Annotated in this window: 13 protein-coding genes; 9 read left to right on the top strand and 4 right to left on the bottom strand. The window is 62.7% G+C overall.

Annotation, left to right across the window (positions count from 1 at the left end):
- Positions 1-113: 113 nt before the first annotated feature.
- A complete protein-coding gene (gene argF, locus R3C98_RS17290) occupies positions 114-1,040 on the top strand; it encodes an ornithine carbamoyltransferase (protein WP_371315323.1) in 927 nt (308 codons plus the stop codon).
- A gap of 3 nt (positions 1,041-1,043) precedes the next feature.
- On the opposite strand, the gene R3C98_RS17285 is transcribed toward argF, so the two are convergent.
- On the bottom strand, positions 1,044-2,393 hold the full coding sequence (locus R3C98_RS17285) for an MFS transporter (RefSeq protein ID WP_371315322.1): 1,350 nt from the start codon (positions 2,391-2,393) through the stop codon (positions 1,044-1,046).
- A 127-nt stretch (positions 2,394-2,520) separates the two neighbouring features.
- Here R3C98_RS17285 and R3C98_RS17280 point away from each other — a divergent pair, with 127 nt between their 5' ends.
- The 5 genes from R3C98_RS17280 to R3C98_RS17260 all read left to right on the top strand — a co-directional run bounded on the left by R3C98_RS17280 (position 2,521) and on the right by R3C98_RS17260 (position 6,999).
- Positions 2,521-3,171: a TerB family tellurite resistance protein gene (locus tag R3C98_RS17280; RefSeq protein ID WP_371315321.1), complete on the top strand. Its 651-nt coding sequence runs from the start codon at positions 2,521-2,523 to the stop codon at positions 3,169-3,171.
- Positions 3,172-3,254: 83 nt separating this feature from the next.
- The gene (locus R3C98_RS17275) at positions 3,255-4,205 is read left to right on the top strand and encodes a radical SAM protein (protein WP_371315320.1); all 951 of its coding nucleotides are present in this window, start codon (positions 3,255-3,257) and stop codon (positions 4,203-4,205) included.
- Between the two features lie 86 nt (positions 4,206-4,291).
- Positions 4,292-5,215, top strand: a complete 924-nt coding sequence (locus R3C98_RS17270) for an Hsp33 family molecular chaperone HslO (RefSeq protein WP_371315319.1) — start codon at positions 4,292-4,294, stop codon at positions 5,213-5,215.
- Between the two features lie 30 nt (positions 5,216-5,245).
- Entirely contained in the window at positions 5,246-5,980 is a 735-nt protein-coding gene (locus R3C98_RS17265; protein ID WP_371315318.1) for a CDP-alcohol phosphatidyltransferase family protein, read from the top strand.
- Positions 5,981-6,237: 257 nt separating this feature from the next.
- A complete protein-coding gene (locus R3C98_RS17260; protein WP_371315317.1) occupies positions 6,238-6,999 on the top strand; it encodes a 2-dehydro-3-deoxyphosphooctonate aldolase in 762 nt (253 codons plus the stop codon).
- Between the two features lie 12 nt (positions 7,000-7,011).
- On the opposite strand, the gene R3C98_RS17255 is transcribed toward R3C98_RS17260, so the two are convergent.
- A complete protein-coding gene (locus tag R3C98_RS17255) occupies positions 7,012-7,482 on the bottom strand; it encodes an NUDIX domain-containing protein (RefSeq protein WP_371315316.1) in 471 nt (156 codons plus the stop codon).
- A gap of 293 nt (positions 7,483-7,775) precedes the next feature.
- Between R3C98_RS17255 and R3C98_RS17250 the strand changes: the two genes are divergently transcribed.
- From R3C98_RS17250 to R3C98_RS17240, 3 genes are read left to right on the top strand one after another with little or no spacing between them, the layout of a single operon-like run.
- On the top strand, positions 7,776-8,771 hold the full coding sequence (locus tag R3C98_RS17250; RefSeq protein ID WP_371315315.1) for a calcium/sodium antiporter: 996 nt from the start codon (positions 7,776-7,778) through the stop codon (positions 8,769-8,771).
- Entirely contained in the window at positions 8,768-9,520 is a 753-nt protein-coding gene (locus R3C98_RS17245; protein ID WP_371315314.1) for an SDR family oxidoreductase, read from the top strand. Before R3C98_RS17250 ends, R3C98_RS17245 begins: the two co-directional genes overlap by 4 nt.
- Positions 9,517-10,539 carry a low specificity L-threonine aldolase gene (locus R3C98_RS17240; protein WP_371315313.1) on the top strand — a complete coding sequence of 341 codons (1,023 nt, stop codon included), beginning with the start codon at positions 9,517-9,519 and terminating at the stop codon, positions 10,537-10,539. The genes R3C98_RS17245 and R3C98_RS17240 overlap by 4 nt, the downstream gene beginning before the upstream one ends.
- Here R3C98_RS17240 and R3C98_RS17235 read toward each other — a convergent pair.
- The gene (locus R3C98_RS17235) at positions 10,536-11,159 is read right to left on the bottom strand and encodes a TetR/AcrR family transcriptional regulator (RefSeq protein WP_371315312.1); all 624 of its coding nucleotides are present in this window, start codon (positions 11,157-11,159) and stop codon (positions 10,536-10,538) included. The genes R3C98_RS17240 and R3C98_RS17235 overlap by 4 nt on opposite strands.
- Positions 11,160-11,581: 422 nt before the next feature.
- On the bottom strand, positions 11,582-12,295 hold the full coding sequence (locus R3C98_RS17230) for an SGNH/GDSL hydrolase family protein (RefSeq protein ID WP_371315311.1): 714 nt from the start codon (positions 12,293-12,295) through the stop codon (positions 11,582-11,584).
- Positions 12,296-12,382: the final 87 nt, after the last annotated feature.

Genomic DNA, 12,382 nt, shown 5'->3' with positions numbered 1-12,382 from the left:
CATATTGGTCCCCCGCGCCAGATGCTGCCTGCGGGCTGGGCACTGGCCCCGCGGCCCATTTTGCGCTATGGCCCGCGCTTCCTTTTTCAGACCCTCAAAAGGGGAGGCTCTCCATGGCAGGCCGTCACTTCATCGATCTCTGGCATCTCGACCATGTCGAACTGCGCGAAATTCTCGACATGGCCCATGCCATGAAGAAAGCCCGCGCCGGCTGGCCGAAGGGCCGTGTCGATGACGGCGCTCCGCTGGAGGGCCATACGCTGGCGATGATTTTCGAGAAATCGTCGACCCGGACGCGTTTCTCCTTCGACATGGCGATGCGCCAGCTGGGCGGGACGTCGATCACGGCGACGGCCAGCGACATGCAGCTCGGCCGGGGCGAGACCATCGAGGACACGGCCCGGGTGATCTCCCGCTATGTGGATGCGGTGATGATCCGCGCCAACGACCATTCCGATGTCGAGGCGTTTGCGGAGTTTTCCTCCGTTCCCGTCATCAACGGCCTGACCGACCGCTCGCACCCCTGCCAGATCATGGCGGATTTGCAGACGCTGGAAGAGAAGGGCCTCGACCTGCGCGGGGCTCGCATCGCCTGGGTCGGCGATGGCAACAATGTCTGTGCCAGCTTCATCCATGCGGCGGCGAAGTTCGGCTTCTCGCTGGCTGTCGGCACGCCGGCCCGCTTTGCGCCGGACGATGAGGATCTCGACATCGCCCGCGAGCTGCAGGGCAAGATCGATCTCTTTGAGACGGCGGAAGAGGCCGTCGCAGGCGCCGACGTCGTCATCGCCGATACGTTCGTTTCCATGGGCGACAAGGATGTCGAGCGCCGCCTCGAAATTCTGGAACCTTACGCCGTCACCGAAGACCTGATGGAAATGGCGAACAAGGGCGCATACTTCCTGCACTGCCTGCCGGCGCACCGGGGCGAGGAAGTGGATGCGGAAGTCATCGACGGCCCGCAAAGCCTGGTCTTCGACGAAGCCGAAAACCGCCTGCACGCCCAGAAGGCCGTGCTGCGCTGGTGCCTCGAGAAATAGGCCCTAGCCGGACTGGACCTCGTCCAGTCCCAGCGCAATCAAGGCCGCCAGTGCGCTCATGGCGCCGAGGATGGCGATCACGGTGGCCAGACCGGCAAAGCTCGCCACCAGGCTGAAGCCGCCGCCAAGGATCAGCACGGTGCCGATGATTGTGTTGGATAGCGCGGTATAAGCGGCGCGCGTCTCTGCCGTCGCCATGTCCACCAGATGGGTCGACCGGCCAAGGCGGACACCCTGATAGGCTATCATCAGAATAAAGATCATCGCCGGCAGGCCCGCATTTGCGACCAGCAGGCCGGCAGTGTTGAGGCCCAGCGTACCGAACAGGGCAAGCGCCCCGGCAAGGCCCGTCAGGATCAGCACTTTCCGGCTCGACCGGTCGGCGAGGCGCCCCCAGACATAGGAACTGAGCAGGCCCGCGCTGGCTGAGGCGACCACCAGCAAGCCTAACCCGCCGAACATGTTGCGCGCGGCTTCGCCTTGCGTGCCGAGTGCCACCATGAAGGGCGGGGCGAGGGCGGTGGAGGTGAGCAGGGCCCGGACGAGGATGAACCGGCGCAGCTGGGCGTCGCGTGCGAGCAGGCCGAAATCGTCCGCCAGCCTGCGGACGGGGCTGGAACTCGTTTCCGGCTCGCTCGCTTCCTCGAACAGGCTGGCGAACACTGCGCCCGCCGCGACCCACAATCCGCCTGCCAGCACCAGTCCGCCGGTGACCAGCGCCAACCGGTTTTCCCCCGCAAACGCCAGCAGCACGCCATAGGCCAGTACGGCGCCCGCACCGATCGTGCCAGCCGTTCCGGTCGCCGTGCCGCGCCGGGATCTGGCGATCGTCTTTCCGAGTACGTCCTTGTAAGTGACCGAACAGACGGACCGGGCGAGCGCCAACGCGGCCAGCGCCCCGAGGATTACCCAGCCTGCAACCGCGCCGGTCAGCATCAGCGCCGCTAGTCCCATCGCGATTGCGGCGATGCCTTCCACAAGGGCGCCGCCTGCCCACGCCCATTTCCGATGCTTCAGTTTGCGGAGCGCCCCGGCGGTGAACATCTGTGGGAACAGGGCGCCAGCTTCGCGGATCGGCACGAGCAGGCCGAGCAGGCCGGCCGGGGCACCCAGCGTGGTGAGCAGCCAGCTCAGAACGAGTTTCGGATCGATCAATCCGTCGGCAATCTTGCTGGCCGAGAGGCTCGTTACATGCCGGAAGAAATTGTCGGGCTCATGCGCGCGGGCAGTCTCCGTAATATCCAGATTGCCCGGTGTTTCGCTGGTTGAGGTCAGCAAGCGGAAGACCGCCCTCTTCTTGTCCTGCGCCATTGCCCGGATTGCCCTCAGCCGTTCGGATCGTGAAAGGATCACGTTTCGCGCACAAAAGACAATTGCGAAGGCGCAGTGGCGATCCGTTCCGGTTCGGACGTATCCGGGGTTGCAAGCCAGCCTCGGCGCTGCAAGGCTGTTTCCGTAAATGCTGGAAGAGGGGACGAGCATGATCATTTTTGGTACCAAGGCCACGCGCAAGCTGCTGGATCAGGGCTCCTTCGACTGCCCGCAATGCCAGCAGACCAGCAATTTTGAAAAACGCCGTGCCCGCAGCTGGTTTCATCTCTATTTCATTCCGATCATCCCGCTGAAAACCTATCCGCCCTATGTTGAGTGCAAGTCGTGCAAAGGCACTTTCGTGGAAGGCGTTCTGAACGCTGCCACAGGCGCGACATCCGATCAGATCCGCGCCGAATTCGAGACTGCTGCGCTGGCCATCCTTGTGCGCATGGCCTGGGCCGACGGCAAGATCGAGCCGGAGGAAGTGGATGCCATCGAGCATGTGGTGAACCGCATGTGCGCACGCGATTTCACCCGGGCCGAGATCGAGGCCGAAATCGTCGCGGCGAAGGAGTCGCTCGATGATGCGCTCTCTGTCGCCACCCGCGTCGGCAACATGCTGAATGATGAAGGCAAGGAAATGATCGTGAATGCGGTTTTCCACATCGCTGCCGCAGATGGTGAATTTGCCCGCGAAGAAGAGGACACGATCCTTGAAATCGGTGCGGGTCTTGGCTTGCGCCCGGCCCATGTGAGGGGCCTGGTGCGGGACCTGATCGAGCAGGCGCAGAAATCGAGCGACCAGCCGACCCACTGACCAATCCACACGCAGCGATCAAACCTTTGTCAGATCGGCATTTTCCAGCTGGAACGCGCCGGGCACACCGCTAGGGTGGGGACATGCCAGACACACAGTACTCCAACCAGAAATTCTCTCATCCGGACATCACGGCGAAGGGCGAAACCCGCGCCAGTGTCGCCTGGAAGGGATTGAAAACGCTCTGGTTCAACACCGGCACGCTCTGCAATATCGAGTGCCGGAACTGCTACATCCTCTCCTCGCCGACCAATGACCGGCTGGTCTACCTGACCCTCGCCGACGTCATGCCCTACCTGAACGAGATCGACCGGATGAAGGCCGGCGAAGTGGAGATCGGCATCACGGGCGGCGAGCCGTTCATGTGTCCGGACATTCTGCCGATCATGGAGGCGATCCTGTTCCGCGGGCACAGCCTGCTGTTCCTGACCAATGCCATGCGGCCGATGATGCGGCCGCGGCTTCAGGAAGGCCTCCAGCGCCTGCGCCGGAACGGCCTGACGGAACAGCTCACGCTCCGCGTCTCCCTCGACAGCCATGATCCGGCCGTGCACGACGCGGAACGGGGGGAGGGCGCTTTTGAGGAGGCCTGCAATGGCCTGCGCTGGCTGGCGGAAGAGGGCTTCACCGTGGCGATTGCCGGGCGCCAATCCCTTCACGAGGACGAGGCCGCCGCCCGCGCGGCCTATGGTGCTCTGGCCAGCTCGCTTGGCCTGATGCTGAACCCGGCAGATCCAAAACAGCTGGTCCTGTTCCCGGAGATGATCGCGCAGGATGACCCGCCTGAGATCACCACAGAATGCTGGGGCATCCTCAACAAGTCGCCTGACAGCATCATGTGCTCAGACCAGCGCATGGTCATCCGCCGCAAGGGTGCCGCTCGGGCCAGCGTGACGGCCTGTACGCTGCTGGTCGACGATCCGGCCTTCGAATTGGGTCACACGCTGAAGCAGGCGACCGCGGAGCCGGTGAAACTCAACCATCCCTGGTGCGCCAGTTTCTGCGTTCTCGGCGGCGGCAGCTGCTCGGCCTGATTTGCCTGTCAGGACGCGATCACAGAGCCCACTCTTGATGCGAAGGGGGTGGACTGCCACATGGGGGCGCTACAAGGACTCCCGCCATGGCTATGACCTCCAGCGATTTTGTCGCGAATTTCCAGATTGAAAACCGGCCCGTGCGCGGCCGGGCTGTCCGCATGGGCCCGGCGAGCATTTCGCCGATCCTCCACCGGCATGAATACCCGGACAATCTCGCCCGAATCCTGGGCGAGGCGGTCACGCTGGCTGCGCTAGTCGGTTCCTCGCTGAAGTTCGAGGGGCGCCTCCTGGTGCAGGCCGAAGGCGATGGCCCGGTAAAGATGCTGGTTGGCGAGTACCGCTCCGATGGCGGTATCCGCGGCTATGCCCGTTACGACGAGGAAGCCTGGGAAAAGCTGGACCGCCTCAACAAGGGCGCAGCCCCGCACATGCCCCAGCTGTTTGGCGCGGCCGGACGGCTTGGCCTGATCATCATTCAGGACAATCCGGCGATCCAGCCCTACCAGGGCATCGTCCCGCTCGTGAAAGGCACGCTAGCGGAATGCGCGGAGGATTACTTCGCCCAGTCCGAACAGGTGCCGACCCGCATCCGCCTGTCGCTGGCCGAATTCGAGCGGCCGGGTGACCCGGTGCTCTGGGTGTCCGGCGGCATGATGATCCAGCGGGTCGCGGCAGATGAAGCCCGCGGCGACACGGAAGAGGCGTGGGACGAGGCGCAGGCCCTGTTCGCCACGATCACCGATGGCGAACTCGCCGATCCGGACCTGCCGATGGAGCAGCTGCTCTACCGCCTGTTCCATGAACAGGGCGTGCGGATGGAGCCGCCGCAGGTTCTGGACGACCGTTGCACCTGCAATGAGGAACGCCTTGTTGCGACGCTGCAGGCCATGTCGGACGAGGCGCTTCACGACCTGGTCGAGGAGGATGGCACCTTGTCCATCGATTGCCAGTTCTGCGGCCGCCACTACACCGTGCCGATCGAAGACGTGACCGGCGCGTCGAACTGAGCAGCCTTTCCTTCTCCCATTGCCGTGGTGATGGGAGAAGGCGCCATCGGCACATTCCGCATTGCCTCGGCGCCCGCCCGCTGGCACACCCCGCGCATGAACTTCAAATGGCTTCCCAATGCGCTGACCATTGCGCGCTGCGTGTTTGCGCTGCTCTGCCTTGGCGGCATTGTCCAGGCCCTGCGCGTGCAGGACCTGATCGACCTCGGCATGAGCCAGGACGTTTCATCGGCGGAGCAGGAAACCCGCATCGCGGTGCAGCAGCTCTGGTACCAGTTCGCCTTGCTGGCGTTCCTGTCCGGGGCGCTGACGGACTTTCTCGACGGCTGGCTGGCACGAAAGCTTGAAGCTCAATCCCGTTTTGGCGTGTGGCTCGATCCGATTGCGGACAAACTGCTCGTTGGCTTTGCCCTGTTGGGGCTCGCGCTGATCTTTCATACCTGGCTGATCTATATTCCGGCAGCCGCGATCATTGCGCGCGATGCCTTCATGACCTGGCTGCGCACGACGCCCGCCGGAAAGGCCGTGGTGGATCCGTCGAACCTCGCCAAATGGAAAACCGCTTTCGAGATGGCGGCCATCATCGGCCTCATGTTACCGCTGGCGACCATCCCGCAGGATGCCGTTTCGCAAGGCGCCGCGACGGGTGGTCTGGCGGAGCTTGCCGCCGTTGGCCTGGTTGCCTTGTTATGGATTGCTGCGGCGCTCTCGCTTCTGACCGGTTGGCGCTACATGGTGGCGGCGGTCCGGAGCCGGAAAGGCTGAACGCAAGAACGCCGGCCCAAGGGGAAACAGAGCCGGCGTTCCGATTGCATCACCGGCGCGCAGGGCAAAGGGAAACCCGCGGAGCGCCAGTTGTCTTTTGATGACGAGAACTGGTTCACTCCCCCGTCACGCGGAAAGCGTCTCACCGGGATCTTAAAGGCAACTTAATCTGCAGAGCGGGTTTGGGGTGCCATTTCCACGAAACCGCCACGGGTCTGGCCCCTGTGCTGCCTCATTCTGGGCAGACCACTGGGTTTATGAGACGTAAACGCCCTATCGATGCCTGGAAGATCGTCGCCGTGTTCAGTGCAGCAATGGCGTTCCTCTGCCTGCCCGCCGTTCTGGCAGCTGCCGGGGTGGACGATGTACGGGAAACCCCGCGCTCCCGCGCTGTTGTCGCGTCGCACACGGCGGAACTGAGTGAAGCGCTGGCAGAGCAGGGGACCCATCTTGGTGCGCCCGTTTACCTCCGGCTTACCAAGGAACCTGCAATTCTGACGGCCTATGTGGCCGGTGAGGATGGGGTGTACGAACCGTTCCGGTCGTGGCCGGTGTGCGCTTATTCCGGAAAGCTGGGACCCAAACTGGCCGAAGGGGACATGCAGGCGCCGGAAGGGTTCTATTCGGTTGCGCCCGGCCAGATGAATGCCGGGTCGAACTACCATCTCGCCTTCAATCTCGGCTATCCGAACGCCTTTGACCGGGCCCATGACCGCACAGGCTCATACCTGATGGTGCATGGCGACTGCGTGTCGATCGGCTGCTACGCCATGACCGATGAAGCGATCGAGGAAATCTGGACCCTGATGCAGGCCGCCATGGGTGAAGGCCAGAAGTCCGTGCCTGTGCATATCTATCCGTTCCCGATGACGGCAGCGAACCTGCAGCGCCATGCCGACGACCCGAATGCCGCCTTCTGGCGCTCGCTCGCCCCGGCCTGGGAAGACTTCGAAGAAACAGGCCACGTGCCGGAAGTGCGGGTATCGGGCGGGAAATACGAGATCGTCCCAGAGGCCTGACCCGTCGCGTTCTTAGCGTTCTGGTGCCCAATAGGGAGAGGGCGGGGCGCCCCCGAACATTTCCTGAAGCTTGCTGTGCGTTCCGGGCGTTGTCCCCTGAGGTGGGGAGAGCGGATCGGCCCAGATGGCTTCTGCGATTTCTCCGCGTGAGGTCGCTTCACCTTGCGTCCATGATCCTGGCCGGACGCGGTAAAGCACGACATGATCATTCGGAAACACGAAATGGTTGGAATAGATGCCGACCAGGTCCGGCGAAGCGGACAGTGTGAAACCGCCTTCCTCCAGCAGTTCCCGTTTCAGCGAATCAACGATGGGTTCAGCTTTCTCGACCCCTCCGCCCGGCAGGTACCATCCGGGCGTGTAGGTGTGGCGGATCATGAAGACTTTTCCGGCCTCGTTTTCCACGACCGCGCGCACGCCCAGCGTCATCGGCCGGGACAGACGGAACCAGGACTGGAAGATGCGGGTGCGGATGCGGGCCATGGCGGTATCTTGTCAGAGTCGTCTCAAGATAGAGTGAAGGCAAAATTTTTCCCGCATCCGGCTCAATAATAAGGGATTCCGGTGAAAAATCGGGTGAAAACCCTGTCGAATTGGGCTCGCCATGCGCGGCGCACCGCGCTATGCACACGCCAACAAACACAATCACGTGACAAAGATCTCACAAGCGAGAATGCGACATGATCCATCCTTCCCTGCTTGCCATTGCTGCTATCGTCGTCGTTTTCGGCGTTCTGAACCTGATTGAATTCAAGCGGCTGGACTAAACGCTGGGTTTGCCAATCCCGGAGCTCTCTCTGATCGCTGCCCTCGTCGGGGGCCTCGTGATCATGGCACTGGCGGGAAATGCGCTCGTCAGTGGAGCTGTATCGCTTGCTGCCCGCATGGGGGTTTCGCCCCTCGTCGCGGGTATTTTCATTGTCGGTTTCGGCACCTCTGCGCCTGAAATGATCGTGTCGTTCGACGCGGCCCTATCGGGCCGTTCGGGCCTCGCTCTCGGCAATATTGTCGGGTCCAACATTGCCAATGTTTTCCTCGTGCTCGGCCTGCCGGCGCTGATCGCGCCCATTGCTGCGGGCGGCGTGGGGGAGAAGCGCGGCCTCATCGCAGTCATCGTCGCGGCCGTCGCATGGATCGGCATCACAGCTGTCATGCCGCTGACGCCCATGGTGGGCATCTGTTTCATTTCGTTGCTCGTCGCCTATTCGGGCCTGACCTTCATTTCAGCGCGCCGGGCGGTTGCTGCAGGGAAGGACCCGGGCGTCACGGAAGAGGAAGATCCGCACCTGCCGCTCTGGCTGGCGCTGGTCTATGTGCCGCTCGGCATTCTTGGCCTGGTCCTCGGGGCAGACCTGGTGATCGAAGGCGGCGTAGGCATTGCGACCTTCCTGAACGTGCCGGAGGAGTATATCGGCCTGACCATGCTGGCGATTGGCACCTCATTGCCGGAGATCGGTGCAGGGCTCGTCGCGGTCGCAAAGAAGCAGGGCGAAGTGCTGATCGGCAACGTGCTCGGCTCGAATGTGTTCAACATCCTCGGCGCGGGCGGAATCATCTCCCTGTTCGGCCCGATCCGCATGGCGCCGACCTTTCAGCAATATGATCACTGGGCGCTGGCGCTGGCGACGCTCATCATCGGCTTCGTCATCGTCACGAAAGCCCGCATCGGCCGCCTGACGGCATTGCTGCTGCTGCTGATCTATGCCGCTTACATCTATGGCCTGATCACGGGTCTCAACATTACCGGCTTGTTTCAGCCGGCAGGATCATGACGCCCGGTATCGCGCTCGTCACCGGCGCCGGGGCCCGCCTCGGCCGGGCCATGGCTTTGGCGCTGGGCGAAGATGGCTGGAAGGTCGCCGTTCATTATCACAGCTCTTCCGAGGGGGCCGATGAAACATGCGCGCTGATCCGGAAGGCGGGTGGCACGGCTGAGGCGGTGCAGGCCGACCTTGCCGATGAAGACGCGCGGAGTGACCTCATCCCCCGCACGGCGGAGCTTCTGGGCGGTCCGGTCAGCCTGCTGATAAACTCTGCTTCCACTTTCCACGACGATACGGCGCTGACCCATTCGCGTGAGGACTGGGACGCCCATATGGAACCCAATCTGCGCGCGCCGATCCACCTGGCGCAGCAGATGGCGTCGGACCTGCCGGACGGCGAAAAGGGACTGGTGATCAACATGATCGACCAGCGTGTCTGGAAGCTGAACCCGGTCTTCTTCACCTACACGCTGTCAAAGGCTGCGCTGTGGCAGGCGACGCAGACACTGGCGCAGGCACTTGCCCCCAATATCCGCGTCAACGGTATCGGCCCGGGGCCGACGCTCGCCAGTGTTCATCAGACGCCGGAAGAGTTTGCTGCCGAGAAGGCCGCCACGCTGACCGGGGAGGGCTCTTCCCCGGACGAGATCGTGCGCGCCATGCGCTATCTCATCGGAGCCACCAGCGTGACAGGGCAGATGATCGCCAGCGATGGCGGCCAGCACCTTATGTGGCAGACCCCGGACATGCAGGCATGAATTTCTCCTCCGACACGTCGGCGCCCGCGCATCCGAACGTGATCGAGGCGCTGGCCTCCGTGAACAGTGGCATGCAGGCGAGCTATGGCGGCGACACCGTCACGGCGGCATTGCGCGAAAAGCTGGCTGCCATCTTCGAAACGGAAGATTTCGATTTCTGGCTCACCGCGTCGGGCACGGCGTCCAATGCGCTGGCGCTTTCCTGCTTCTGCTCGTCGATCGGTGCCGTGTTGTGTCACGAGGAAGCGCACCTCGCGCTGGATGAGCGTGGCGCGCCGGAATTCTTCTCCGGTGGTGGAAAGCTGCAGCTGCTGACCGGCTTCGGGGCCCGGATCGACCGGGATGCGCTGGAGGCTGCGCTCGGCCAGATCAATCCGTCCATTGTCCACGCGACGCCGGCGCAGGCGCTGTCGCTGACCAATCTCACCGAATGCGGCACGGCCTACCGGGCCGCGGAAGTTGCGCTTTATGCGGGTCTTGCCCACCAGAAAGGCCTCGCGGTGCACCTCGACGGCGCCCGGCTTGGCAATGCGCTGGCGGGTGGCAAGGCGACAGCGGCCGAGATGACATGGCAGGCAGGGGTCGATGTGCTGACTTTCGGCCTGACCAAGACAGGTGCCATCGGGTGCGAGATCATTGTTCTGTTCGGAGGCGCCCGGCAGAAGTTCGGTGAGCTGAAGGCGCGCGCGAAACGCTCCGGCCACATGCCGCCCAAGATGCGGTTCCAGGCGGCGCAGGCCCATGCCATGCTGGAAGGGGATCTGTGGCTGCAGCTCGCCGGGCAGGCAAACGCACGCGCGCAGGCATTGGCGGATGTGTTCCAGCAGGCCGGGTTCGATCTTGCCTATCCGGTCGATGGCAATGAGGTCTTCCCAAGGCTGACCGATGAGGCCGCCCGCCGCCTGCAAGCCGCCGGCGGCGTGTTCTATCCCTGGCCCGGCGGGGCTAACCGGTTCGTCTGTTCCTGGAGCACGGCGGAGGCGGAGATTGCCGCCGTGGCAGAGGCGCTGAAAGCCTAGGCCGTCTCGGCGATGGCGCCGCCCAGCCAGTTGCTGAGCTGTTCCACGGCCGACTGATTGTCCAGCGGCGCAACCGCGCGGCCGCCCAGCAAGTGCTGGTGCAGACTAATCATGATGACTGGCGAGAACATGGCGATGGCGGCGGTGCGGATTTCATTCCCGTCGGTTGGAGAACCGGGTGTTCCAGCGAGCTTGCGGCACACGCAATCCATCGATGGTTCCAGAATGTGTTCCAGATAGGCTTGTCCGACATCCGGCTCTGCCATGCCTTCCACCATGCCGAAGGCGTGCATCCTGACGAAAATGTCGTCGTCCATCCGCGCCACGGCGTGCCGGAAACAGGCGGCGACGGCCTCTTCCACGCTCGGAGCCGGCTCTTCCAGCTGCCGCCAGATTGGCTGGGCGCGTTCACCCAATTCGACCATCATGGCGATCACCAGGCCTTTGCGGTCGGTAAAATAATGCCGCAGGGTCGGCTCGGACGTCTCTGCCGCCATTGCAAGCTGTCGCAGGGATGGGCGCCGGATTTCTCCGGACAGGGAGAAGGTGATGACGCTGTCGAGCAAAGCCGATCTCTTCGCGTCAAAGTTGTAGTTCCGAGCGCCTGGTGTTCGGGCCATGGATGGACCTGCCTCTCTTAGCGATACGGACGAGGAACTTCAGGTCGAATTCCTCATTCAATAGTTGCGACTAGTGTACTGCGCTGATCGGTGTCAACGTTTCATGGTCAGTCTTTCGCCGGAAACCGGCAGGGGAAATGACAATTTGGGCGATACTGCTTCAGTTTGCACCGTTGGTGTTTCTGGGTCTGCTCCTGCGATTTGCCATCTTTGCGTGTATTTCTGCCGCCTCCTGTCCGGTGCGTCTCGGCAAAACGACGGGTGCCAAATTTTGGCGCTTTTTTGAAAGAGTAGCATATTTGCGCAAGCAGGGGCACTCCGCCTGAAAGCTGTGGACCGCGTGTACGGTATGTAAATGGCGTGTGACAGAAAAAGCCCGGCTGAACGAGGTTCAGCCGGGCGATTTTTAACGAGCAGGTGCCTTACTGGTTGTGGGCGCGCAGATCGTCGAGGATCATTTCTGCCATATGCTCATGTGCCGGCACGGAGGGATGCCACCCGCACCCCAGCGCGATGGATCGGTCGCCGCCATTCAGGGCAAGATAGCGAATGGCTGTGCCTTTCTCCGCATTGACTGCATCGACAGCGGTTTCCACGGCATGCGCGTGGAAAATCCGGTCGTTTCCGCCCAGCATCGGGCCGGTCAGGGCATAGATCGTTGCGTCGGGATAAAGTGTGCTCATCTGGGACAGCAGGTTTTCCATCGCTGGAATGAACTGGTCGGATGGATCGTTCTTGTAGAAGTCATGGGTGCCCAGATTGATCAGGACGAGCTGAACCGGACCGGTGGAATCAAGACGTTCGATCTGGTCGCGGCGTTTCATGCGCATCGACATGGTGTTGGTCTGGTCATCGCCGTAATTGCGCACCAGGCCAATGCCCGGTGAGGCGAACATGACATAGTCCGCGCCCAATGCCTCGGCGATCTGGACGCCATAGGAGTGGCTGATCGAGTTGAATTCCGGGGTGAGCGGGCAATCGGTATTGGCCCCCATGGCGCCGTAACCCAGGGAAATTGAATCCCCGATGATGACGACTTTGCCCGGGAGGTCTGGCGGCGTGCCGATCTGTGCGTCCTGAGTGGCGCAGGCAGGCACAGCCAACAGCAGTGCGCTTAGCAAAATACCTTTCAGCATGATGGATTCCGTCTCCTTCGGCCGGGTCCAGTGCAGGGTTCGCGTGATATTGTGCATAGGGCGTGCCAGAGGACTGCAAACGCTGCT

The sequence above is a fragment of the Hyphomonas sp. genome (genome assembly GCF_041398465.1).
Taxonomy (GTDB): Bacteria; Pseudomonadota; Alphaproteobacteria; order Caulobacterales; family Hyphomonadaceae; genus Hyphomonas.
This window is presented reverse-complemented; position numbering and strand designations above follow the sequence as displayed.